27 protein-coding genes are annotated in these 25144 nt (G+C 35.8%); 17 read left to right on the plus strand and 10 right to left on the minus strand.

From position 1 onward, the window contains the following. Positions 1–15: 15 nt before the first annotated feature. Genes MLC52_RS04495 through MLC52_RS04505 form a run of 3 tightly spaced genes read right to left on the minus strand, consistent with a single transcriptional unit; the run spans position 16 to position 2034 of the window. The gene (locus MLC52_RS04495; protein ID WP_151900631.1) at positions 16–501 is read right to left on the minus strand and encodes a Fur family transcriptional regulator; all 486 of its coding nucleotides are present in this window, start codon (positions 499–501) and stop codon (positions 16–18) included. 2 nt (positions 502–503) lie between these two features. Further along, positions 504–1121 (minus strand): CvpA family protein, encoded by a 618-nt coding sequence (locus MLC52_RS04500; protein WP_151900630.1) that lies wholly within the window; start codon positions 1119–1121, stop codon positions 504–506. Then, positions 1111–2034: a GGDEF domain-containing protein gene (locus MLC52_RS04505; RefSeq protein WP_151900629.1), complete on the minus strand. Its 924-nt coding sequence runs from the start codon at positions 2032–2034 to the stop codon at positions 1111–1113. The genes MLC52_RS04500 and MLC52_RS04505 overlap by 11 nt, the downstream gene beginning before the upstream one ends. 120 nt (positions 2035–2154) lie before the next feature. Here MLC52_RS04505 and MLC52_RS04510 point away from each other — a divergent pair, with 120 nt between their 5' ends. Next, positions 2155–3504: a class II 3-deoxy-7-phosphoheptulonate synthase gene (locus MLC52_RS04510; protein ID WP_151900628.1), complete on the plus strand. Its 1350-nt coding sequence runs from the start codon at positions 2155–2157 to the stop codon at positions 3502–3504. A gap of 84 nt (positions 3505–3588) precedes the next feature. Here the strand turns inward: MLC52_RS04510 and MLC52_RS04515 are convergent, their stop codons facing one another. Genes MLC52_RS04515 through MLC52_RS04525 form a run of 3 tightly spaced genes read right to left on the minus strand, consistent with a single transcriptional unit; the run spans position 3589 to position 6386 of the window. After that, the gene (locus MLC52_RS04515) at positions 3589–3945 is read right to left on the minus strand and encodes a hypothetical protein (RefSeq protein WP_346388595.1); all 357 of its coding nucleotides are present in this window, start codon (positions 3943–3945) and stop codon (positions 3589–3591) included. 1 nt (position 3946) lies between these two features. After that, positions 3947–4444 (minus strand): preQ(1) synthase, encoded by a 498-nt coding sequence (gene queF / locus MLC52_RS04520; protein ID WP_346388596.1) that lies wholly within the window; start codon positions 4442–4444, stop codon positions 3947–3949. Next, positions 4437–6386 carry an ABC-F family ATP-binding cassette domain-containing protein gene (locus MLC52_RS04525; RefSeq protein WP_434581432.1) on the minus strand — a complete coding sequence of 650 codons (1950 nt, stop codon included), beginning with the start codon at positions 6384–6386 and terminating at the stop codon, positions 4437–4439. Before MLC52_RS04525 ends, queF begins: the two co-directional genes overlap by 8 nt. A 101-nt stretch (positions 6387–6487) precedes the next feature. On the opposite strand from MLC52_RS04525, the gene MLC52_RS04530 reads away from it, so the two are divergent. Then, positions 6488–6940, plus strand: a complete 453-nt coding sequence (locus MLC52_RS04530; protein WP_434581433.1) for a hypothetical protein — start codon at positions 6488–6490, stop codon at positions 6938–6940. A 37-nt stretch (positions 6941–6977) separates the two neighbouring features. Further along, complete coding sequence (locus MLC52_RS04535; protein ID WP_151900623.1) at positions 6978–7424, plus strand: hypothetical protein; 447 nt, start codon at positions 6978–6980, stop codon at positions 7422–7424. A 7-nt stretch (positions 7425–7431) separates the two neighbouring features. On the opposite strand, the gene MLC52_RS04540 is transcribed toward MLC52_RS04535, so the two are convergent. Continuing rightward, on the minus strand, positions 7432–7743 hold the full coding sequence (locus tag MLC52_RS04540; protein ID WP_151900622.1) for a hypothetical protein: 312 nt from the start codon (positions 7741–7743) through the stop codon (positions 7432–7434). Positions 7744–7870: 127 nt separating this feature from the next. On the opposite strand from MLC52_RS04540, the gene htpG reads away from it, so the two are divergent. After that, positions 7871–9763: a molecular chaperone HtpG gene (gene htpG, locus MLC52_RS04545; protein WP_434581434.1), complete on the plus strand. Its 1893-nt coding sequence runs from the start codon at positions 7871–7873 to the stop codon at positions 9761–9763. Positions 9764–9861: 98 nt separating this feature from the next. Continuing rightward, positions 9862–10371: a hypothetical protein gene (locus tag MLC52_RS04550; RefSeq protein WP_434581435.1), complete on the plus strand. Its 510-nt coding sequence runs from the start codon at positions 9862–9864 to the stop codon at positions 10369–10371. A 22-nt stretch (positions 10372–10393) separates the two neighbouring features. Here the strand turns inward: MLC52_RS04550 and MLC52_RS04555 are convergent, their stop codons facing one another. Both MLC52_RS04555 and MLC52_RS04560 read right to left on the minus strand, forming a co-directional pair. Beyond that, positions 10394–10564: a hypothetical protein gene (locus MLC52_RS04555; protein WP_188109962.1), complete on the minus strand. Its 171-nt coding sequence runs from the start codon at positions 10562–10564 to the stop codon at positions 10394–10396. A gap of 9 nt (positions 10565–10573) precedes the next feature. Further along, positions 10574–10879: a hypothetical protein gene (locus tag MLC52_RS04560; protein ID WP_151900619.1), complete on the minus strand. Its 306-nt coding sequence runs from the start codon at positions 10877–10879 to the stop codon at positions 10574–10576. Between the two features lie 195 nt (positions 10880–11074). On the opposite strand from MLC52_RS04560, the gene MLC52_RS04565 reads away from it, so the two are divergent. From MLC52_RS04565 to MLC52_RS04610, 10 genes are all read left to right on the plus strand, one after another. After that, the gene (locus tag MLC52_RS04565) at positions 11075–11317 is read left to right on the plus strand and encodes an OadG family protein (RefSeq protein ID WP_193151606.1); all 243 of its coding nucleotides are present in this window, start codon (positions 11075–11077) and stop codon (positions 11315–11317) included. 8 nt (positions 11318–11325) lie between these two features. Continuing rightward, positions 11326–13137 carry a biotin/lipoyl-containing protein gene (locus tag MLC52_RS04570; protein ID WP_151900617.1) on the plus strand — a complete coding sequence of 604 codons (1812 nt, stop codon included), beginning with the start codon at positions 11326–11328 and terminating at the stop codon, positions 13135–13137. Positions 13138–13141: 4 nt separating this feature from the next. Then, entirely contained in the window at positions 13142–14470 is a 1329-nt protein-coding gene (locus MLC52_RS04575) for a sodium ion-translocating decarboxylase subunit beta (RefSeq protein ID WP_346388601.1), read from the plus strand. A gap of 274 nt (positions 14471–14744) precedes the next feature. Then, complete coding sequence (locus tag MLC52_RS04580; RefSeq protein WP_346388602.1) at positions 14745–15449, plus strand: response regulator transcription factor; 705 nt, start codon at positions 14745–14747, stop codon at positions 15447–15449. Between the two features lie 67 nt (positions 15450–15516). Continuing rightward, positions 15517–16002: a PAS domain-containing protein gene (locus tag MLC52_RS04585; RefSeq protein ID WP_434581436.1), complete on the plus strand. Its 486-nt coding sequence runs from the start codon at positions 15517–15519 to the stop codon at positions 16000–16002. Further along, entirely contained in the window at positions 15974–17266 is a 1293-nt protein-coding gene (locus MLC52_RS04590; protein WP_434581437.1) for a methyl-accepting chemotaxis protein, read from the plus strand. Before MLC52_RS04585 ends, MLC52_RS04590 begins: the two co-directional genes overlap by 29 nt. Before the next feature lie 4 nt (positions 17267–17270). After that, on the plus strand, positions 17271–18950 hold the full coding sequence (locus tag MLC52_RS04595) for an EAL domain-containing response regulator (protein ID WP_151900612.1): 1680 nt from the start codon (positions 17271–17273) through the stop codon (positions 18948–18950). Between the two features lie 9 nt (positions 18951–18959). Then, positions 18960–19385 carry an STAS domain-containing protein gene (locus MLC52_RS04600; RefSeq protein ID WP_151900611.1) on the plus strand — a complete coding sequence of 142 codons (426 nt, stop codon included), beginning with the start codon at positions 18960–18962 and terminating at the stop codon, positions 19383–19385. A 7-nt stretch (positions 19386–19392) separates the two neighbouring features. Beyond that, positions 19393–20376, plus strand: a complete 984-nt coding sequence (locus MLC52_RS04605; protein WP_434581438.1) for an ATP-binding protein — start codon at positions 19393–19395, stop codon at positions 20374–20376. Next, complete coding sequence (locus tag MLC52_RS04610) at positions 20363–21529, plus strand: sensor histidine kinase (RefSeq protein WP_151900609.1); 1167 nt, start codon at positions 20363–20365, stop codon at positions 21527–21529. Before MLC52_RS04605 ends, MLC52_RS04610 begins: the two co-directional genes overlap by 14 nt. Positions 21530–21545: 16 nt before the next feature. On the opposite strand, the gene MLC52_RS04615 is transcribed toward MLC52_RS04610, so the two are convergent. Continuing rightward, positions 21546–22487 carry a chemotaxis protein gene (locus MLC52_RS04615; RefSeq protein WP_151900608.1) on the minus strand — a complete coding sequence of 314 codons (942 nt, stop codon included), beginning with the start codon at positions 22485–22487 and terminating at the stop codon, positions 21546–21548. 115 nt (positions 22488–22602) lie between these two features. On the opposite strand from MLC52_RS04615, the gene MLC52_RS04620 reads away from it, so the two are divergent. After that, positions 22603–23412, plus strand: a complete 810-nt coding sequence (locus MLC52_RS04620) for an HlyD family efflux transporter periplasmic adaptor subunit (RefSeq protein ID WP_434581439.1) — start codon at positions 22603–22605, stop codon at positions 23410–23412. Then, positions 23402–25144 carry a molybdopterin-containing oxidoreductase family protein gene (locus tag MLC52_RS04625; RefSeq protein WP_151900606.1) on the plus strand — a complete coding sequence of 581 codons (1743 nt, stop codon included), beginning with the start codon at positions 23402–23404 and terminating at the stop codon, positions 25142–25144. The genes MLC52_RS04620 and MLC52_RS04625 overlap by 11 nt, the downstream gene beginning before the upstream one ends.

Genomic DNA, 25144 nt, shown 5'->3' on the forward strand with positions numbered 1-25144 from the left:
AGTTTTCCTTCTTTCTTAGTTGTTTTCTTTTTCTTGGCACTCTTTACAAACGCCATATATCTGCATAGAGTGGTCAGTCATTTTAAAACCGAATTTTTTTGTGATTATATGTTGGCGCTTTTCTATCTCATCATCCAAAAATTCTGTGATTTTTCCACATTCTGTACAGATGAGGTGGTCGTGATGTATTTTTACACCAAGTTCGTATTTTTTTCCCTGTGCTCCAAATGAAAGTGAGGTAACAACCTGGGAGTCTTCAAGAAGCGAAAGTGTTCTGTAAACAGTTGCTATACCTGTTTTTAGTTCCGGGTATTTGTTTTGCAGGAGATGATGTAAATCTTCAGGAGTCAGATGTTCATCCGAATTGTACAGAGTTTCCAATATCACTTCACGCTGAATCGTAAATTTGAGATTATTCTTTTTTAATAATTTTTTGAAATCATTCAGCAGTTCTTCATATTCCATGGTTTTATTGTTGAAGTTTGTCGTTACATGTATCATAATTATTTCTCTTTTATTTGATTTTTGATAGTGTCAATTTGCTGCAAGGCTGCTGCTGAGATGTTGTCTTCAATTTTTTGTTGCATATCAGCACTGCCCTGTGAGATTGTTGTATTGATATCATTTGAAATATCCGTAGGGTCTATTTTCATAATATATTTTCCTGTTTCGACTAAAACAGGAAAGAGTATACTTGTTTTGAGTGCAGAATCAAGTGTCGTTCTTATTGCCTTGACATTATAAACCGCATAAGCAATAACTGCTGCTATAAGAAAAAACTTGCTTGAACCTACGATAAATCCCAAAATTTTGTCTATCGGACCAAGACCGCTTACTGCGCTTAACTTTTTAAATGCAAACCCTATAAGAACCATTACCAGCCAAAAAAGTGCCAGTGTTACCAGAAAACCTGTAAAACTTATAGCCGATTCGTTTGAAAATTTAAATATCGTATTACTCAGATACAGTCCGACATCATCACCAAATCTGGATGCTACGAATATACCGCCTATGATACCAATGAGTCCGAAAATTTCTTTAAAAAACCCGTTCAGTATTCCTTTTAAACCCAGGAGTAGAATGACAACTCCTACAATAATGTCAAAATAGTTAAATTCCATTTTTCACTTCCATATGCATTTGATTTTTTCCGTTTTGCTTGGATTTGTACAGTGCCTTGTCAGCTCTTTCTATAAGTGTTTCCGCCGTATCGCCAGGATAGTACATTGTCGCACCCAGACTCATGGTTACTTTCAAAGATTTTCCCTGATAAAAGAGTTGATTTGAACTGATAAGCGTTAAAATTCTTCTTGCAATTTTTTGGCAGGTTTGTGCATCTATTCTGTTGAGTATAATCAAGAACTCTTCGCCACCGTAACGAAAAACTTTATCACCGTCACGCAATGTTTTTCTTAAAAGTCTGGCAACAAAAATCAGTATTTTATCACCTGCAATATGTCCGTATTTATCATTGATATGTTTGAAATCATCTATATCCAGAAGAAGTATGTGCAGTTCATACTCTAATTCTTTTTTTGCACAGAGTTTTTGAAGGTATGTATCAAGTGCCCGTCTGTTGAATATTTTTGTCAAAGAATCCAGGTTTGAGCTCTCTTCAAGTTTTTTTACCTGTGTGCTTAACTCTGATATAACCTGATTTGCGCGTTGTACCTCTTTTGCCATGTGATTTTGAATCTCATCAAACTTTTCTTTTATTGAAGGCATATCTATGAGCTGATTTTCATAGCTGTGAATAGTCTCTTCATGAATTTGAGTCAGTTTGGCAAATTTGTTGTTTGTATGTTGATATGATAAAAGTGTTTTATTTGCAATTTCTTTATAAGTGTTGGTGAATGCCAGCTTTGCATGTTCTACTGAGTCTATATCCCCGTCATTTATATTTTGAATAGTCATCACAGCATCCTGCAAATAGGTGATAACCTGTTCCTTGTTAGGCTCTTGTTGTGTGTCAATATTTTCAAGCAGCTCATGATACATTTGAGTTACTAATGATTTTAAGTCACTTTTTGTCATAAATCTCCAAATAAAAATATTCACAATTATACTAATTTAAGCATAAAAAAAGCTTTTCTCATAGCAATTTTAGCTATTTTTTGATAAAATTCCAAAAACAATAATATATAAGGTCTGATAATGAGCACTTGGAGCCCGTCTAGCTGGAGAGAAAAACCGATATTACAACAACCGACATATCCTGATAAAGCAAAACTTGAAGCTGTTTTAAAAGAGTTGAAAAGCTACCCGCCATTGGTATTTGCAGGAGAAGCACGTTCATTGAAAGAACAGTTGGCCAATGTGTCACAGGGAAAGGCTTTTTTACTGCAAGGCGGTGACTGTGCCGAGAGTTTCAGTGAATTTCATGCAGATAATATTCGCGATACTTTTAAAGCCTTGATGCAAATGGCGGTTGTTATGACCTATGCCGGCGGACTTCCTGTTGTAAAAGTAGGACGTCTCGGCGGTCAGTTTGCAAAACCGCGTTCCTCAGATACGGAAACAAAAGGGGATATTACTCTTGACTCTTACCGTGGGGATATTATTAACGGTATAGACTTTGACGAAAAGTCACGTACACCGGATCCGGAACGTATGATAAGAGCCTATAACCAGGCAACGGCTACACAAAATCTGCTCCGTGCTTTTGCATCAGGCGGATTGGCTGACTTGCACCAGGTCAGTAAGTGGAACCTGGATTTTGCCCATAAAAGTGAAGTGGGTGAGAAATACGAAGCATTGGCAGAGGATATAGAAAAATCATTAAAGTTTATGGAAGCCTGTGGTGTAACTTCTAAAACATACAGAACATTGCGTGAAACAGATTTTTTTACTTCCCATGAAGCACTGCTTTTACCGTATGAAGAGGCTTTTACAAGACAGGATTCTCTTACCGGTGACTGGTATAATACTGCAGCACACATGGTATGGATAGGGGATAGAACACGCCAGCTTGACGGTGCGCATGTTGAGTATATGAAAGGCATTAAAAACCCTATAGGCATTAAAGCGGGACCTACTATGAACCCGGATGATCTGGTACGGTTGGCTCAGGCGGTAAATCCTGAAAATGAAGCAGGGCGTCTCAATATCATTGTGAGAATGGGTGCGAACAAAGTCGGCGAGCATATGCCTGCATTGATTCGTGCTGTTGAGAGAGAGGGACTCAACGTTGTCTGGTCATGTGACCCAATGCACGGAAATACTATAAAATCATCCAACAACTATAAAACACGTCCTGTTGATGCTATATTAACCGAGATGAAGCAGTTCTTTCAGGTACATAAGGCTGAGGGTACATTTGCCGGCGGAGTTCATTTGGAGATGACAGGAAAAAATGTTACGGAGTGTATCGGCGGTTCATTTACTGTAACAGAAGAGGATTTAAGTTCTCGTTATCATACACACTGTGACCCGCGTCTCAATGCTGATCAGTCATTAGAGTTGGCATTTTTAATCGCTGATTCTTTACAGGATGCGAATAAATAAGGAGCTTTTCCCTAAGTTGGAACAGTCGGCACGGAAGTGCCGATTCCGAAGAGTCACTGCAGTCTGGGCTGTGCGTCTTTTTTATCATACCTGAAAGATATTTTCTTTTTTTACAGGTATAAAGTCTGCTCCGTAACAGAGTCGCTGTTGCAAACCTCCGCGTGCGCTCAAATCAACTACTACACCCAGATTTTTTGTCTGTATACTTTGTGTAATTGTCTCATAGATTTCAAAAGCAATATCTTCGGCAGTAAACTTTTTGTCTCTGAGTGAGGTCAGGTATTTTTTAAAATCACGTAAATCAAAGGTCTCACCACTGCTGGTAAAGTTGATGTAAACAGTTCCTCTGTAAGGCTGTCCGCTGTGTGCCAGAAACAGAAGTTCACGAGACATATACTGTATGCCTGTATTTTCTTTTACATGTAAAGGTGTTAATTGCATATTATCCTACTCTTAGCGGATTGAGATTTCTGTTTAAAAATCTGTATTTTTCCAGTTCTTTGTACTTTTCTTCACCATTTGCATAACTGAAAGTCGGATGGATGCTGATATTGCCTCGTGGGTAAAACAGACCTACAACTTCAAGATACTTCGGCTGCATCAAGGCGACCAAATCTTTGCCTATTTTATTGACGACGTCTTCATGAAACTCACCACTGTTGATAAAACTAAAAAGATAGAGTTTGAGTGATTTGCTTTCCACCATTTTTACATCAGGAATATAGTTGATAATGAGTGTTCCAAAATCCGGCTGATTTGTTTTAGGGCAAAGTGATGTGAATTCGTCTGCATTGAGTGTCACCCAGTAGTCCATTTCAGGATGAACATTTTCAAAAGTTTCTAAAAGCTCGGGTGCATATTCATATTTGTACTCTGTATGTCCGGCTCCGAGTTGGCTGACCTCTTGGGCGCGTTTTTCTTTATACTCTTGTTCATCCATTGTTAATCTCTTCTTCTTTTTCCTGAATTGTTAAAAGCTCTTCAACTTTTTGCTCATACAACGCTTCCATATCTGCCAACTCTTTGGCAAGTTTGCTCAGACCTGTCTCCTCATAACATTTCGGATCGGATAAACAGGTGTTTTTTTCTTCTATTTTTGCTTCTAGTTCTTCTATCTCGGCCGGAAGTTTTTCCAGGGCTATTTTTTCTTTAAAAGTAAGTTTGAGTGTTTTTGGTTTTTGCGTTACATGTAAACGCGGTTTTTCCTCTTTTTTTGTCGCCTCTTTTTCCATAGTGTTCAGCTCTTGCAGCTCTTTTTCTATCTCCAGATACTCGGAGTATTGCTGATGTGACTCTTCAATGGTTTTATCAGGCTTAAAAATAAAGAGTTTTTTGGCGATTTTGTCAACAAAATATCTGTCATGCGATACAATAATGACGGCACCGGGAAAATTTGTCAACTGTTCTTCCAAAATATTAATCGTAGGAATATCCAGATCATTGGTCGGCTCATCCAAAATGAGGATGTCAACATCCTGTGTAAAAAGCAGAGCAAGGGCAACACGGTTTTTCTCGCCGCCGCTGAGTACACCTATCTTTTTGTCTAAAAATTCACGCGGAAAGAGAAAGTTTTTAAGGTAGCCGTATACATGTAAATCACTGCCTCGTACATTGACACGGTCTCCGCCGTGCGGACAAAAAGTCTCTATGAGGTTTTTGTCATCATCAAGCATCTCTCTGTGCTGGTCAAAATAGCCTACTTTGAATTCTCCGCGTTTTATCTTGCCGCTTGTCGGCTCTATGCGTCCAAGCAGAGCTTTTAGCAGTGTTGATTTTCCACTGCCGTTGGGCCCGACAATGGCGATGACATCTTTTTGGAGTATGCGTGTTGTAAAGCCGTGTAACAGCTCTTTGTCACCGAGTTTGAGAGACAGATCTTCGACTTCAAAAAGCATTTTTTGTTTGTTGACGCTTTTGTCACGGTTAAAATGTTTTGTTTCTCTTTGGAGTTCTACAGACATTTTTCTGATTTTGGCAGGATTTGTTTTCGCCTCTTCGCGCAGTTGCATCAAACGCTCTTTGCGCCCTTCGTTTCGTTTGAGCCTTGCACGCACCCCTCTGGCAAACCACTCGTTTTCTCTTTTTAGAATGCCCAGCAGATTGTCATGCTGCTTTTGCAGGGTTCTTAGGTACTCCTCTTTTTGTGTGAGGTAGTCATTGTATCCGCCCTTGTATTCACGCAAAATGCAGTCTTCGACTTCAACACTCTTTGTCGCAATTCGGTCAATGAAATATCGGTCATGCGAGATAAAAACAAGAGTGAATTTCTCTTTGAGAATCAGCTCTTCTAAAAATTCAACCATGTAAACATCAAGGTGGTTCGTCGGTTCATCAAGAAGCAGGACATCCGGTTTTTGCAAAAGGAGTGAAGCAAGTGCCACACGCCGCTGTTCGCCTCCGCTTAAGAGCATAACAGGCTTGTTTTCATAAGGTTTGAGCTGAAAATGCCCAATGATACGCTCTATTTTATCATCCAGATTCCAGGCATTATGATGTTCAATATAGCGAGAGAGCTTTTCATGCTCTTCCAAAAGCAGTTTGTTTTCAAAATCTTCACTTAAAAGCAGTGAGAGTTCATTATAGCGTTCTTTTGCGGCATTGAGCTCTTTCAGACCTGCTTCAACTGCCTGACGGACAGTGTGGCCTTCTTCAAATGCCGGACGCTGATCCAGCATTTTGATTTCCAAATCATTTTTGATGATACGGCGTCCGCCATCAGGTATGAGTGTCCCGTTGAGTATTTTCATCAAGGTGGATTTTCCACTGCCGTTTTTTCCGATGATGACTATACGCTCACCTGCATCCACATGAAAGTCAACCTCAGTGAGAATTTTTTGTGCCGAATAGTGTTTGCTGATTTTTTGTAGATCAATTAATGCCATAATATAGTTTACTTTTTAATAGAGATAATAGCATTTTGGTCATTAATAAGGGCTTATTTATTTTAATAGATTATAATCTTGTATGTCATAGGAGTAGAATCATGTTACAGGTAATAGCAGAAATAAGAAAAAATGAACATCAGTATATGGAAGTTCTTAAAGAAGAAGGAAAAGAGTTCTTTTACAGAAAAGAGCGATATGGCAGTGAGTTTTCCTTCATTGCAATATATTGTGAATGTAAAATTGCAATAGATTTTAACGAATTAAAAAAGAGATTAAGAAGTACCGATAAATTTATTACCTTAAATGATAAACTTCATTGTATCATTCAGGATTCTGTGGATGAGGAACATTATATCAAAGCCGCCGAAAACATAAACTACAATCTCTTGCATCTAAACTCAAATAATGACTATTATATAAGTACAATTCACTCTAAAGAATATGAAGCAAAAGATTATGCAAATATGATATATGAACTGTTTTGCAGATTGGAAGATGCTTTAGAGAATAATTTAAAAAATATTGTTGTATATCAAGACTTCGTTATTTAAATTATAATATTATACGGACTCATTTAAAGGATTTTATTTGGGTTTATTTATACATATTCATCTTATTGCTGCCATTGCCTGGATAGGCGGTTCCATATTTATGTTTATTTTGGGTGTTACACTGCTTGATAAAGAAAAACAACAACAGGTTTATCCGGTAATAGGGCCTATTTTCGGTTACTTTGAATTGGTTTCCATTGTTGTTTTACTGTTGACCGGTACTGTGATGATTGTAGATAATGGTTTGTACCATATGCTTTTGACCCATGATGATAATATTATAGTCCAGGAGTTACGCAAAAAACTCATAATCGTAGCTGTTATAATCGTGGCAACAATAGTTCATTTTTTTATTGCATTTCGCACAAACGGGAAAGAGCGAACGAAAATACAAAACATTTTGTCACGCGGAACTTCCCTGCTCATATTTTTTTTAAATCTTTTTGTTCTGCATTATGCAATTATGATTCGCGCAATGCTTTAATAGGTACTTAATCTTTCTCTTTCGGGCATAATTCTTTTGCCGTAAACCATTTTGCTATCCCTTCATCATTATAGTGATATTCTCTTTGAGAAAGAGGGATGACACTGTTTCTCATTTTAGCTCTTACAATGCCAACAACTATAAATGTAATCAACAAAGTAGCGCCTGCTATAAAATAATCATACATGTACCAGACGATAAGAGCAGTAAATACAGGAGTAAACTGCAATAAAAATTTTAGTAAAAAAGCGATGATTTGACATTTTTTTGTCTTTAGAACAGGAGTAGGTTCTATTAAATCTATATAATCATTTTTCATAAAGTTATTATAGCAAAATAAAAATATTATAAACTTGAGTTAAAATGACTAAAGAATATTGATAAAACTTGCAACTATTAACTTTTTTTGGTAAAATACTGTCAAATTTTAAAAAAGGATTACTATTATGGCTAAACATCAATTTCAAACAGAAGCAAATCAGATTTTACAACTTATGATTCATTCACTTTATTCCAACAAGGAGATTTTCCTTCGTGAACTTATTTCCAATGCATCGGATGCACTTGACAAGCTGAATATGCTCGTTTTAACAAATGAAGCATACAAAGGCATAAAGTTTGATCCGAGAATAGATATTAAAAGAGACAAAGAGAAAAAAACTTTGACTGTTTCAGATACCGGAATCGGTATGAACGAAGTAGATCTTTTGAATAATCTCGGAACAATTGCAAAATCAGGAACAAAAGCATTCTTGGAAAATCTGACAGGGGATCAAAAAGTAGATTCTAACCTGATTGGTCAGTTTGGTGTCGGTTTTTATGCTGCATTTATGGTGGCTGACAGCATTGAGGTCATCACGAAAAAAGCAGGAGAAGATCAGGCTTACAAATGGACGAGTACCGGAAACGGCGAATTTGAAGTAGAAGCAGCAACAAAAGAGGGACACGGAACAGAAATTATTCTTCATTTAAAAGAGGGTGAAGAGGAGTTTTTGGAAGAATATCGCATAGAGGCTGTTGTGAAAAAATACTCCAACCATATTCCGTTCCCGATTTTTATGGACAAAGAGAAGCATATTCCGGCTGTTACCGATGATGAGGGCAAAGAGACAGAGCCTGCACGTACTGAAATAGAAAATGTACAAATTAACTCTGCAAATGCACTCTGGACGATTGCCAAAAGTGAATTAAAAGATGAAGACTATAAAGCTTTTTATGAAACACTTGCACATTCAAACGAAGAACCGTTAAAATGGATGCATCATAAAGCAGAGGGTGCTATAGAGTACACGACACTCTTTTACATCCCAAGCAAGGCACCGATGGATATTTACAGAGTTGATTATCAGCCTGGTATCAAACTCTATATTAACCGTGTCTTTATTACAGATGATGACAAAGAGTTAATGCCTACATACCTGCGTTTCTTACGCGGCGTAATTGATTCAAAAGATTTACCGTTAAATGTAAGTCGTGAAATTTTACAGTCAAATCCGGTGATGGCAAAAATCAAAAACGCTTCGGTGAAAAAAGTGCTTTCCGAACTTGCTAAAATGATGAAAAAAGAGCCTGAAAAATATGACACATTCTATAAAGAGTTTGGAAATGTACTTAAAGAAGGACTTTACAATGATTTTGCCAACAGAGAAAAGATTTTAGAATTACTCAAATTCCATACGTTGAATTCTGATGAAATGACGACTATCGAAGAGTTTGTGAAAAATGTCGATGAAGACAAAAAAGAGATTTATTATCTTGCGAACAAAGGCTCTGTTGACATGCTCAAACACTCTCCTGTGCTCGAAAAATTCAAGGCACGCGGTATCGATGTGCTTCTCTTAAATGAAGAGGTAGATACTATCATTTTCCCGATGGTGACAGAATATAAAGAGTATAAACTTATTCCTGCATCAGATGCGAAATTTGAAGAGAGTGAAGAAGAGAAAAAAGCAAAAGAAGAACTTGAAAAAGAGTTTGAAGGCCTTGCAAAAGAGTTTAAAGAGACACTGGGTGAAGCTATAAAAGAAGTTGAAGTGACAACGGAGTTGACAGAATCTCCTGTTGCTTTAAAAACAGACAAAGAAGACCCTTCTTACATGATGGCACAGATGATGAAACAGATGGGACAGGGCGGTGAAGTGCCTGAGCCGGCACCTATTTTACAAATCAATCCTAAACATGAATTGATTGCAAAATTAAAAGATTCGAGTGATCAGAATCTGATTGAAGATGCAGCGCATGTATTGTTTGATCAGGCAAAACTCTTTGATGGCAGAGAACTTGATGATACTGCAGATTTTGCAATGAGACTCAACAGAATTATAGCAAAAGCATTATAACTTTTTTGGATGAGTGCAATCGTAGCACTCCTCCAAACTCTCTTCTTTTATTTTTCTTTTTTATCTGTTTCACACAAATTATATGATATCTTATGATTATGTTAAAAAAATTAAAATTCTTTTTAAAACCATCGGACAGACAATCTGTTGATCAACTGCTGCATGAAGCCAAACGGGTATGCACTTTACTGGGAACAGGTGTATTGCGTGATTTGGAAATTGACGGTTACCGGTATGATATTTCGATTGCCGTACACGAATTAGGATTAGACACAGAGTTGGTCTCTCAACTGGTTGATGATTATGTTGCTCAGGTAATCAAGGCAATTGTGCAGTTTGAGAGTTATTTGGCTGCACTTCAGGATTCACAGGACAATCATGACAATTTGGATTACACCCCATTGAGAGAATTGGCACATAAAAATCTCGGTGTCGCAAGAAATTTACGCATAAAAGATGCAGAAATACTTCTTTATGAATTAATGAAAAAAGACAACCTGGACTATTTGCTTGCCTGTCTGGAGGCTTTAAAGGTTTGCGCCATCAAACTGAGTCCAAAGTGTGCTTATGATACACTCAAGCTTATTGAAGTGAAAAGTTCTTTATAAATAAAGAGCGTCTCCAAGACAGTTATCTGTTTTTTAAGGAATGAGAAATCTGTTCAAGTTTCCCTTTTGGCTTGATGGATATTTTTTCTTCTTTTTTGTGTATGGGCAAGGCAAATGCCAAAAGTATAAATATAAATGAGAAAACAATTGCGCTTAAAGCAGTAAGGACAAGTTTAAGCTTAAAATCTTTCATATTGTTCCTTTAGGAGTTTTCTTTTTGCTCATTCGTCATATAAATCCAAAACTCTTTATGTGTATATCCTTTGTTGAGAAAAAAGAGCTGTAAAATTGTAACTCTGTAAAGAGTAACAAGCATTTTTGCATAAGGAATAAAAAGACTTAAGCGTATGAGTAATGGCTGTTCTTTGTCTCCCTTGGATTCTATCATCTCTTTCATGCCGATATTGTTACTTAAATATATTCCAAACATAATTGAAAATACAAAATTCAAGATAAGACCAAAAATTATATAAGCCATGAAGTTCTGTTCGTACATACCTGCTATCATCTGAAAAACATCCTAATATTTTATCTGTCAAAAACATTTTAGCTAAAAACAATTAGTGTTTAGTTTAAGTGATGAAATTAAGTCACCAAAAAGTAACAATTGTGCAGTAATTTAAAAATAAAGTTTTTTCAACAACTTTATTTAAACATCTTTATACTATACTAAGCCCACAAATTATGAATAAAGGGTAATTTTATGGAAGCAAACCTCATTATGGAGGGAGTTAAATTTATGTTTTTAGGAATGGGAACAGTGTTCGTATTTCTAATTATAATGATTCTTTCAGTCAATCTGATGTCATTGATAATACATAAATTTTTTCCTGAACCACAGGCAGCTGAAGAGACTGTTTCTGGGAATGCAACACAGCAACAACAAGACAAAAAAAAGATAATTGCAGCAATAACAGCTGCAATTGCACACCATAAACAAGGTTAAGGATTATAATGGCTAAGAAATTTATAGATGTAATGGATACAACTTTCAGGGATGGTTTCCAGTCAGTATTTGGCGGGCGTGTATTGATGGAAGATTTTTTTCCGGCAGTAGAAGCCGCAAAAATGGCAGGGATTAACCACTTTGAATTTGGTGGGGGAGCAAGATTTCAATCGTTATACTTTTATTTGAGAGAAGATGCATTTGAAATGATGGACAAGTTCCGTAAAATTGTAGGTCCGGATGCAAATTTGCAGACACTTGCCCGCGGAGTAAATACTGTAATGCTGGATACCGGTTCAAAAGAACTGATAGACCTGCATGCAAAAATGTTTAAAAAACACGGAACAACGACAATCCGTAACTTTGATGCACTCAATGATGTGGAAAACCTGAAGTATTCTGCTGAAAGAATCAAACATCACGGCTTGAAACATGAAGCGGTTGTCACTATGATGGACTTGCCACCGGGATGTCACGGTGCTCATAATGTCGAGTTTTATGAAAAAACACTTCGTGATATTCTGGACAGCGGTCTTCCGTTTGACAGTATCTGTTTTAAAGATGCAAGCGGGACATCAAATCCTCAAAAAGTTTTTGAGACCATTACAATGGCAAGAAAACTTTTAGGAGAAGATACACACATACGTCTGCATACACATGAGACTGCCGGTGTTTCTGTAGCTGCTTATATGGCTGCGCTTGAGGCGGGTGTTGACGGTATAGATATGGCGGCTTCTCCTGTAAGCGGTGGAACATCTCAGCCTGATATTTTGACAATGCTTCATGCAACAAAGGGAATGAATTATGACCTTGGCGGACTTGAACTTGGTAAAATTCTTACTTATGAGAAAGAGTTACAGTCATGTCTGAGTGATTATTTTATGCCTCCTGAAGCGACAATGGTTTCTCCGATTATTCCATTTTCACCAATGCCTGGCGGTGCTTTGACTGCAAATACGCAAATGATGCGCGACAACGGCATCATGGATAAATTCCCGGATGTTATCGCGGCAATGCAGGAAGTAGTAGAAAAAGGCGGTTACGGTACATCGGTAACGCCGGTTTCTCAGTTTTATTTCCAACAGGCGCTTAACAATGTAATGCAGGGACCATGGAAAGCCATTGCCCCTGGTTACGGAAAAATGGTTTTAGGATACTTCGGAAAAACTCCGGTTGAACCGGATCCGGAAATTGTTAAAATTGCTTCAGAGCAGTTAAAACTTGAGCCGACAACAAAAAAAGCACTTGATTTGGCAGATGCGGATCCTGCAAAATCTTTAGAGAACTGGATTAACAGACTTAAAGAAGAAGGTATAGAAATAACAGAAGAAAATATTTTTATAGCGGCTGCATGTCAGGAAAAAGGAATCACTTTCCTTAAAGGTGAAGGTGAGTTAAACGTTCGTAAAATATCAGAAATGAAAAAAGAAACAGAAAAAGATTGTGAAGGAAGTTCAATGGGTAGCGGAAATTATACAGTAGTAGTAGATGGTCAAAAGTTTAGTGTTCAAGTAGCAGAGGGTGATGCAGATATTCAGGTAACAGCAGTAAATGGTGAGAGCACTGCTCCATCAACAACTTCGGCAGCACCTGCTGTGTCAGGAAATGATGTAGAAATCAAAGCACTTCTTCCGGGTAATGTTTGGAAAATTGTCGCAAATCCGGGTCAAAGTGTTAACGAAGGTGACGTAATCATGATTTTAGAATCTATGAAAATGGAAATAGATGTTGTGGCGCCTCGCGGTGGTGTTATTAAGTCTATTAATGTAGCTACAAACGATAAAGTTGTAGAAGGTCAAGTCGTAGCAGTATTAGGATAAGCGAATGAAAAAAATTGTACTTAAGTTTTTAGCTCTTATAATGCTCTTTGCATTTTCAAATGCAATGGCATCAGAGCATGCAACAGTTGCTCAAGAAGCACAATCAACACATAAAGAAGAAAACTATCATCCAAAACCAATGGGTGAAATGATAGTAAATTTTCTTAAATCAACAGGAATTGTCGCTCTTGTAAGCCCAAGAGATGATGAGATGAGTGCAACAGGGCAAAAAATGAGTGATTTTCATAAAGGTCTGGGCCGTGTGATTATGATTCTTATCGTCTTTTTGCTTTTTTATCTTGGAATTGCAAAAGGGTTTGAACCATTGTTACTCTTGCCAATTGCCTTTGGCGGACTGCTGGCAAATATTCCTATAGCCGGTATTGCAGGAGAGCATGGTTTCCTTGGTGTAATTTACAATATGGGACTTTCAAATGAGCTTTTTCCTATTATCATCTTTATGGGTGTCGGGGCAATGACTGATTTTGGTCCACTGTTGTCAAACCCTAAAACAGCACTGCTTGGCGGAGCGGCTCAGTTTGGTATTTTTGGAACACTTGTGGGTGCTGTTGCGCTTGCACATTACGGCTTTGTTGATTTTACTCTGCAGCAGGCTTCTGCAATTTCGATTATCGGCGGGGCGGATGGTCCTACATCCATCTTTATCGCAACGAAACTTGCACCGGAACTTTTGGGAGCTATTGCTGTTGCATCATACAGTTATATGGCGATGGTGCCTATTATTCAGCCTCCTATTATGAAAGCACTGACAAGCGAAAAAGAGAGAAAGATCAAGATGACGACACTTCGTCATGTTTCCCGTTTGGAAAAACTTGTTTTCCCGATTCTTGTTTTGATGCTGGCAATTTTGGTTTTACCGGAATCTACACCGCTTATCGGTGCATTTATGTTCGGTAATTTCTTAAAAGAATCAGGTGTTGTTGAACGTTTGAATGATACATTACAAAATGCCCTTATCAATATTACAACTATTTTCTTGGGACTTGGTGTCGGTTCGAAGCTTGCAGCCGATCAGTTCCTTGTACCTGAAACTTTGTTTATTATGGTTTTAGGAATTATTGCATTTTCTGTAGGAACTGCAGCAGGTGTATTGATGGCGAAATTTATGAACCTTTTCCCTGGGCACAAAATCAATCCGTTAATCGGTTCAGCAGGTGTTTCTGCCGTTCCGATGGCGGCACGTGTGTCAAATAAGGTCGGTATGGAATATGACCGTACAAACATGCTTTTAATGCATGCAATGGGTCCGAATGTGGCAGGAGTTATCGGTTCAGCAGTAGCAGCTGGTGTGCTTATTTCACTTTTTCAGTAATTAATCGGCACGAAATTCAAATAGCGGCGCAATTGCGTCGTTATCTCCTCTTCCCGCACTATGAATACACTTCCTTCTCAATTTCTACTATCTTAAACCCCAATACTGCTGTTACAACTTGAAACAACAGCTGAAAATATTTATGCATAAGTATGAAGTTTGGCTGACATATCAAATAATATTCGCATAATTGTATCGAACAATTACATTTTTGAATATTCACTATATAGAATAAAAATATAATAAATTGTAACTAATTAAATCAGGCGAACAGGTGACAAATACAGAATTATTATCTACAACAAAAAAACTTACTGTTTTATATGCGGAAGATGACCTGGAGATGAGAAAAAGTACAACTGCTTTATTGAAAAATTTTTTCTCTCATGTATATACTGCATCTGACGGGAGGGAAGCTTTAGCGGCATATAAGAACAATCTTGCGAATATCGATCTTGTAATCACAGATATTTTGATGCCACACTTAAACGGCATAGAACTTACAAAAGAAATATTATCTATAAATATAGAACAAAAATTTATCGTTATATCTGCTTATAATGAAACAAGCTATTTTATTGAACTTATTAATACTGGAGCTGTTATAGGGTTTTTGCAAAAACCTATTAAGCGTCAAGAACTGTTGAATATTTTAACGACTGTATCTCTTTTTTATAAAGAGGAATATGAAACAATTCTCCCCTTTCAAGATGGATTTTTATGGAATAGAGAGTTGAAAAAACTTTTTTTGGAAGGGAAAGAAATTATATTGAGTGCCAATGAAACTAAACTTTTAGATCTGTTTTTAAGCTATCCTAATACTGTTTTTTCTGCTATTGATCTACACCTTTATCTTTTTGAAGACACGAAAGAGTTTTCGGAAGATTCTATAAAAAGCTTTATTAAGCGCCTTAGAAAAAAAATCCCTTCATCCTTAATACAAACACACAAAGATTTAGGTTATTCTCTGAGTATCTAGTTTTTGACACCTTCTTGACACTTCTAAATAATATAATTTTTCTAATAGAATTTTACTAGGATATTTTATGGAAATACAAATGAAGCAAGATGAGCTTATTGTCTCAAAAACAGATACGAAGGGGCGGATTACTTATGGTAATTTATATTTTATCTCAATATCGGGTTATTCAGAAAAAGAGTTACTCAATGCCCCGCATAATATTTTGCGTCATCCCGATATGCCGCGTGTCATTTTTAAACTTTTGTGGGATCGTATTCAAGTCAAAAAGTATATCAATGCTTATGTGAAAAACCTTACAAAGAACGGAGATTATTATTGGGTTTTTGCAAATGTTACTGCATCTTTAGATGTCCATGGAAATATTGTAGGCTACTATTCGGTTAGAAGAGCTCCCTCTGCAAGAGGTATACATATAATTGAAAAACTCTATAGAGAGTTACGTCAAGCTGAAGCGAGTGGCGGAATGGATGCTTCATTGAAAATATTGGAAAAACAATTACAACAAGAAGGGAAAAACTACGATGAATTTATTCTCAATCTTCAAAAATAAAAAAAGAAAAAGTGATGAAGCACTACTGGATCAGATAAACAGTGTCATGGCAGACGCGGCAAACGGCAACCTTGAAAAAAGAGTTACCAATATTCCGGAAGATTCCAAATACTATAATATGGCATGGAATTACAATAATTTATTAGACCAGGTTGAGGCATTCATGCGTGACAGTGAAACTGCTATAAAGCTTGCAACTAATGGTAATAAGAGTATAGTGATGTTTCAAGATGGATTTAAAGGTATATTTGCCCGTTCAGTTGAGCCGATTAACAAATCATTAGAGGGTATTAAGTCAGGAATACAGTTAAGAACACAGGGAAATCTTTCGAAAAAATTTAATGAAATCGGAGGCGGCAGTGTTGGCGGTGTTTTACAGGTGAAAAAAGATATAGAGTTTGGTAATGAGATATCCAAGACAATTTTACAAACATCAAAAGATACCAGCAAAGCATCGCAGGACAGCATTCAATCAATAGAATCTGTTCAAAATAATTTTGAAAAACTTGACGAAAGCATAAATGAAACAGTAAAAGGGATTGATGCCCTCAATCAACAGTCATTAGAAATTTCTACCATTGTTGAATTGATTCAAGATATAGCAGAACAGACAAACCTGCTTGCGCTCAATGCTGCGATAGAAGCCGCACGTGCCGGTGAACACGGCAGAGGTTTTGCCGTTGTTGCCGATGAAGTAAGAAAACTGGCAGAAAGAACACAAAAAGCTACGACAGAGATATCTATGACTATTTCAACTCTAAAACAAGAAACCAATGAAATATCGGAAGAGTCTGAGACAATGTATGAATTAGCAAAAGAGTCTCAAAAATATCTGGAGAGTTTATATACGACACTGAAAAGTTTTAACAAATCAGCAAAAGAAACTGCCGATAATGCAAATCATATTAACAATATTTTCCTTGTATCCGTTGCAAAAATTGATCATATAGTCTTTAAATCAAAAGCGTATTCGACACTCTTAAGTCAGAATATTTCGGAACCGTTAGCAGATCATCTTTCATGCCGTTTTGGAAAATGGTATCTTAATGACGGTAAAAAGCAGTTTGGCAAAACAAAAGTGTATAACAAACTTGATGCCCACCACAAAGCAGTTCATGACTCTGCCATAAAAAACATGAAGTTTGCCGAGAGTAAAACAGCTCTTTTCCCTGAAAACACAGAAGAGATTATCAAAAACTTTACTGTTATGGAAAATGCAAGTAATGAGCTTTTTAATTTACTTGATTTAATGATAGAGGAGTAAAACAGTGCCACTGCAGGAGTTGAAAAATTACGCCAAAGAACTTCACTTGCTTTTTGTCGAAGATGATTTAGATGCGCGAACAAGCACATTTGAGATGTTGAAAAATATCTTTACCCATATTACAGTCGTTACAAACGGTCAGGAGGGAATAGAAAAATTTAAAAATGAAAAATTTCATATAATTATCACAGATATAAATATGCCTGTAATGAATGGTCTTGATATGATAGAACAAATTCGCCAACAAGATACAAAAATTCCAATCTTCATTTTATCTGCCTATAATGATGCAGAATATATTTTACGAGCGATTCAGCTTGGGATTGACGGATTTATTATAAAACCGCTTATCTATCAACAGTTTCTTACAGTTTTAAAAAAAGCATTGGAAAAGATTCACCTGGAGACACTTGCTAAAAATTATCAAGAACACCTTGAAAGAGAAATTAAAAAACAAACGCAGGAGTTGAGGCATAAGCTATATTTTGATGATTTAACCGGTTTGTGCAACCGCTATGCTTTGTTTGAAGATTTAAAAAAAATTACGGTACCAATTATTTTTATTATAGATATCAATGGATTTAAATCTATTAATGAAATTTATGGCGCAGAGACAGGTTCTTTTGTATTACAAGAGTTTGCGCATTTTTTACAACATTTTACTGCAGGTAAAAACTATAAAACCTATAGAATTTCTGCAGATGAGTTTGTTGTTTTGGATGACTGTGAATATATTGACTTTGAAAAATATGAAATTTTTCTACAAGACTTCTTCAGAGAGTTTGCATCTTTTCGGGTTGTAACTGAGCAGGACATAATTTCCATAGAAGTTACTGTAGGTATATCAACTTCACAATATAATTCGTACGAATATGCAACAATTGCATTGGAGTATGCTAAAAAACATAAAAAACAGTATATGATGTATTCCAATACTATTGATAACCGATCTGCAAAACAGGATATTCTTATCTGGAAAGATAAGATTAAAAATGCAATTGAGAATAATGATATTGTTACAGTTTACCAAGGTATCGTCAATCAGGAAGAAAAAGTAGTCAAATATGAAGCACTCATGCGACTTCGTGATGAGGATGGCACGCTGATCTCTCCTTACTTTTTTTTGGATATTGCAATAAAAACAGGACTCTACCCGCAACTCTCTTCGTATGTAATATTTACGAGTCTGAAAAAGATAAAAGAGATACAAACACCTATTGGCATTAATTTTACAGTCAATGATATTAAAAACAAACTTTTTATCGATGAGATTGAGGATTATATTCGAAAGAATCCTGATGTCGGTTCATTGGTTGTTATGGAGATTACTGAGAGTCAGAGTATGGAAAATTTTGATGATATAAAAATATTTATTAATCGTTTTAGGAAATATGGTGTAAAATTTGCCATTGATGATTTTGGCAGCGGATTTTCAAATTTTGAAAATATTTTAAACATAGCACCAGACTATATTAAAATAGATGGTTCGCTTATAAAAGATATTGACAAAAATGAAAAATCTTTTATTCTTGTAGAAGCGATAGTGGAGTTTTCTCATAAACTCAATATAAAAGTAATTGCTGAATTTGTACACTCTAAAAAGATTTTTGAAATATTAAAATCTTTTCAGGTGGATGATTATCAAGGTTTTTATTTTTATGAACCAAATGAAAAAATAATTTAGGAGAAAAAAATGGATAAAAAAATGGCACTAAGCAAGAAGCAAATCGGACTTGAAACTTCTATGGTTGCAAACAAATTAACAGATGAGTGTATTTATGTAAGCTTATTTGGACTGTTGGATTCAGCTCGTATAGAAGATGTCTCAAAAAAAATAACCAAAATCAGTGAATCAGACAAAATTGTATGCGTAATATTAGATTTATACAATGTTGATGCAATTGATACAGCAGTTGCCGGATATATAAACAGATTGGGAAATATACTTAAACTGATGGGTATTGAACCTATTATATGCGGTATTAAAGCAGAGTTGGCAGAGAAGATGGTAAAAACAGATATTCAGTTTAGCGGAATACAGATAATCAGAAATTTGCAAGATGCACTGCTTGTGAGTTTTAAAGTTACAGGGTATGAACTTATAAAAACAGAAAAATAGTTGTATTATGTCACTTGTTTTCCATATTTTAGATGAGATTGAAGCCTATCAGTGTGCAAGACAAATAAACGAAATAGCGAAAGAGTTTGGTTTTTCCCAGTTTGATGCAGGCATGTTTTCAATTGCAGTTACAGAGATTGTTATTAATAGTATTCGCTATGCAAAGGATGTCAAAGTAAGTTGCAGATATACACAAAACAACAAAGGGCTGGAAGTTTATATTGAAGACAAAGGCAAAGGTATAAAAAATATTCAACACTCCTTACAAGATGGTAACTCTTCTGCAAAAGACAGTCTGGGATTTGGGCTTGGTGCTGCAAAAAGATCGGTTGATGAGTTTTTGATTGAAAAAAGTGATACAAGCGGAACATCAATTATTCTTAGAAAATATATTGATGAACCTACATATGAATACTCTCCAGTTTCTGTAAAAAAAGAGGCAAGTCAGTTTAACAGTGATGCATATTTTATTAAACATTATGATGGAGATAAAAGTTTATTTGCTATTATTGAAGGCAAAGGAGATGATCTGTCGGCATATAAAACCGTACAAAGTGTAAAAGGACTTCTGTTGGAAGAGTACCGGTTGCCTTTAAAAGACATTGTAAGGTATATCAACCTTATGCTTTCGAATAATGATGCTTTTGAAGATATCACTCTTGTGCTGTTGCGTTTGTTGCCTGATAAACTTGAATATCTGATTTTGGGAAATGGTTTTATTCTCTCTTATCCTGAGATGAAATTTCAAGCATATACGCAAGCTTCCTGCCTGAAATTGCCTGAAGATTTATCAGTACAACAAGAGTTGCTTCCTGAGCAGTTTTGTATTGTACTGGCAAGTGACGGTATTGAGTATAATGATTTTTTAAATAAAGAGGTCTGTAATTTATCAACTTTAGAGTTGGCAACAGATATTTTCAATAAATATAATCTTGATGATGCTTCAACGATAATAGCTGTAAAGAGGGAAGAGAACAATGTCAGAAACTAAGCAGTCCCTCGCCCTGCATCAATATTTAAGTGGCATCATTACAAATATTCCCTACGGGATTCTTACTGTTTCAGAAAATTCAGAAATTAGTATGCTCAACAGTAATATATTAGAAATTTTAGAAATCAACGAAGAAAATTTACATAATTATATAGATAAAGATTACAAAAAACTTTTTTTTGAGGTTCCGGAAATTATTGATATCTATGTGGAGAAAATGATTCAGAAAAATCAACTAAGCGTTGATATAGAACAGTTTTCTTTTAAAGATAAAATTTTGAATATAAAAATGAGAGCGATGCTTGACGGGACGATTTTTATTATAGAAGATATTACACAAAGGGTCCAGCAGGAGAAGAAACTCAGAGAGTTAAACAAAACACTCGAAGAGCGGATTCAACAAGAAGTAGCGAAAAACAGAAAACAGGATCAGCAACTCCAACAACAATCCCGTTTGGCACAAATGGGAGAGATGATCTCAATGATTGCACATCAGTGGAGACAGCCTCTTGGTGCCATTGCCAGTACATCTGTTAACTTATCTATGAAAATAGAGCTGGAATCTTATAATCTGAATAATTTACAAGAGCAGGAAGCGTGTCAAAATTATTTTTTACAACAGCTAAATGTTATTGAAAATCTTGTTCAAAACCTGACAAATACCATTGATGATTTCAGAAATTTTTATAAACCAAACAAGCAGTCAATTTTATGCACGTTTGAAGAAGTTATTGATAAATCATTAAATATCATTCTTGCATCTTTGAAAAATAATAATATTCAAGTGACTTTTAATTATATTCGTTTAGAAAAAATAAAAATGTATGACAGCGAAATTATGCAGGTTATTCTAAATATTTTAAAAAATGCACAGGATAATTTTCGGGAAAAAAATATTTCAAACCCTTGTATTGATATAACAGTTAATAATAAAGTACTCTCAATCTGTGATAATGGAGGGGGAATTTCAGAAAATATCCTACAAAATATTTTTGACCCTTATTTTTCTACTAAGAGTGAAAAAAATGGTACAGGACTTGGACTCTATATGTCTAAAATAATTGTTGAAGAACATCACAACGGAAAACTTACTGTTAAAAACAGGGATGATGGAGTTTGTTTTATGCTAGATTTAAGAGAAAAGACTAACTGAAAAACTTGTACTGTTTTTATGATTCCATTACCGAAACAATCAAAGGGATGACATTATGACTTTTTGTTTTATCTATAAAACCGCTTGCGCCTAAATCTTCTGCTTCTCTTTTGTTATTGTCTCCTGTCATTGAGCTGTTGACAATTACAGGAATATCTCTTGTGAGCAGATTGGCTTTTAAATTTTGAATGACGGTAAAACCGGACATTTCCGGCATTTCAATATCTGTAATTATTGCCGGTATCTCTTTTACAGATTCACCGAGCGTTTTAATGTAGTCAATCAGTTTTTTACCATTGTCAAAAAGTTTGATATTGATGTTTGCTTTTTGAAAAAGCTGTATAAGGTGTCGCTGTGCTGTTTTTGAATCTTCTGCGATGAGGACGGTTCCGTATTTCAGCTTATCGGGAATGACAATATCTTTTAAAAATTCTATATCTTTGTCTACATTTACAAGTGCCTGCGGTAAGACATCAGCAAGAAGTTTTTCATAGTCCAGGATAAGACAGAGACTTCCATCTTCAAGCCTTGTGTCATTCATGACTACACCGTCTTCTTTGAGTCTGTAACTGTCCGGTGCGTGCATCTCATTCCAGTTCTTTTTGATCACTCTGTAGGCGGACATAATTCTCAGTCCTATAATAATACCGTTAAAGTCACAAATTAAAATTTTGGAATGAGAAATTTCATTTTCATTTAATGTCACATCCAGCCATGCAGGAAGATTTAAAATGGGTATTTGCAGGTTTCGAAGAACGATTGTCCCTTCAAACAAGGGATGAGCAGAGGGTATCTGTGTCAAAAAATGATTTTTAGATTCGACCACTTCTCGGGTTTTAAAGATATTGATAGCATAAAAAGCTGAGTCTCTCTTCTCACTTACCCTAAAGACCAACAGTTGTAATTCATTATTTTTTGCCAGATTTGTGGCAGCGTCGACATTGTCTAATACAGACATATAATACCTTTAATTTTAAATAGGCATTAATAGTAGCGAAAATAAAATGAATTTGGCTTGAATATTAGTAATGAAATGTTAAAATAGCTTTATAATATCACTCAGGAAAGAATTTTTGAAAATAATAGTAACATTACTTTTTATCACTACCTTTTTGTTTTCCAACGTATACTATTCAAAAGTAGAACCTTATGAAATAAGAACAATTGCATCAAATGTTTCGGGCAAAGTGCTTTACACAGATGACAATATGACTGGAAAAAAACTCACATCAAAAGTCTTTATAAAAATTGATTCAGAACTTGATGAAGATGAATTAAAGGCTGTTGAGAAAAAGCTCTCTTATCAAAAAAACACCTTGCTTTTGAATGAAAAAATACTGCAAAACCTGCAACAACTTGTAGAAAAAAAGCGAGAAAATTATCAAAAAATCAAGCATTTAAAGATAAAATCCAGTATAGAAAAAGACAAAGAGTTTTATGACTTGCTAAACAGTGAAAACTCTTTTCTTGCAACACAAAAAGAGATAAACAATCTAAAAACCACTATAGCCGATTTGGAGTTAAGACGAAAACAGCTTCTAAAAACCATAAAAGACAAAAACATCAGTGCCAAAAACTTTGTATTGTATGAAATCTCCGTCAAAGCGGGTCAAACGGTAGGGGTTTCTACCCCTTTGGCCAAAATTGCAGATACCTCCAAGGCTCTGCTGAGTGTTTATTTGGATAAAAATGATTTAAAAAATGTGAAGAAAAAAGTGATATATATCAACGGAAAAGAGACACCGTATAAAGTCTCACGTGTTTCTTATATAGCAGATACAAAAAATATTTCAAAATACAAAGCGCAAATTATTATTGATGCGCAAAAAGTATTTTCCGGATTGGTAAAAATTGAATTCAAAGCGAGAAATAATGAAAAGTAGTCTTACGGCCTGTCCTCTTGACTGTTATGACGCCTGCGGGTTAGTGTATGATGAAAAAAAACTCAAACCTCTTAAAATTGGACATACAAAGGGATTTTTATGCCCCCATCTCAACCATTATGACAAATTTGAAAGGATAGAAAAAGCACGATTTCAGGGAAAAGAAATTACGATGGAAGAAGCACTGTTAAAACTAAAAGAGTTGCTTGCAGTAGAGTTTAAAAGTGATGTTTTACATTACAGAGGCAGCGGAAATTTTGCTTTGATGCAGGAAGTGACAGACCACTTTTTTGCGAATTTTGGGGCAACGCTTACGGATGGAAGCTTGTGTGACGGAGCAGGAGAAGCCGGAATAATAGAAGGCAGAGGCAGCAACAAAAATATGCCTTTGAGTGAAATTGAAAAATCAGATGTGATTATATTCTGGGGAAGAAATCCGCATACGACTTCTTCTCACATACTACCGCTTATAAAAGACAAAACCATTATAGTGATAGACCCGGTTAAAACCAAAATTGCCCAGATGGCTGATTTACATGTACAGATAAAACCGCATACAGATATATATCTTGCATTGCTTTTAGCACGATTTGTATATATTAATGACAGTTTGAATGAAGCGTTTATACAACAGTATGCAAGTGAATTTGAGGAGTATTACGAATTGACCCAGGGTGTGCGTATTAAAGCAACACTTGAAGATATCGGTGTGACATTGGGCGATATTGGCGATATTTTACATATGACTATAGATAAAAAGGTTGCTATTGTCTGTGGTGTAGGTATTCAAAAATACAGAGACGGGGCGGATGTGATGCGCAGTATTGATGCCTTTGCCGTCTCCCTTGGCTTTTTTGGAAAAGAGGGCTGCGGTGTGGCATATCTTGGAAATTCCAAAGAGGGAATCAGTTCTCCATTTGAAACAAAAGCCAAACGAGTCTCCAAGGTCAATACTGACTTTGATGCCTTTGAAACCGTGTTTATTCAGGGTGCAAATCCTCTTGCACAGATGCCAGACAGTTTGAGAGTCAAAAATGCTTTACAAAAAACACAAAATGTAGTTTATTTCGGTTTGTACGAGAATGAAACAAGTGCAATGGCAGACTTGGTGATTCCTGCAAAAACATTTTTGGAAAAAGATGATATACGTACCTCCTATGCCCATAACGGACTGATGGTGATGCATAAACAGATTGAGAGTGACATCGGTATCAGTGAGTATGATTTGGCAGCGTATCTGTGTCAGGCATTTGATATAGAAATTAAAGCAGAAGAGGAGTATCTGCAGTATTTTAAAAATTTTGGTGTGAAAAAAATTAACGGATGTTTTGAGGTTGAAAACAGAGAAGCAGTTCCGTATCAAAACGGTTTTGATACCAATGACGGTGAATTTGTTTTTTTGGAAGAGTTTGAAACACAGCAGAGTGAGGCTGAGGATGAGTTTAATCTCATAACACCCAAGAGTCCCAGAAGTTTAAATTCTCAGTTTTACAGAGAAAAACATCTCTATATACATCCCTTTCATGGATATAAAGACGGTGAAGAGATTGAAATAAGTTCACAAAACGGAAGTGTTGTTCTGAGAGTAAAAAATGACAGCAGACTGCGTACAGATACTGTGCTTATATACAGCGGCACACCGGGTGTCAACAATCTGACATCCTCAAAGCACTCTTATGAGGGTAAATGTGCTGTTTTTCAAGAAAATAAAGTTAAAATTGCTAAAAAATAA

It is taken from the genome of Sulfurimonas sp. NW15 (assembly GCF_051132285.1).
GTDB lineage: Bacteria > Campylobacterota > Campylobacteria > Campylobacterales > Sulfurimonadaceae > Sulfurimonas > Sulfurimonas hydrogeniphila.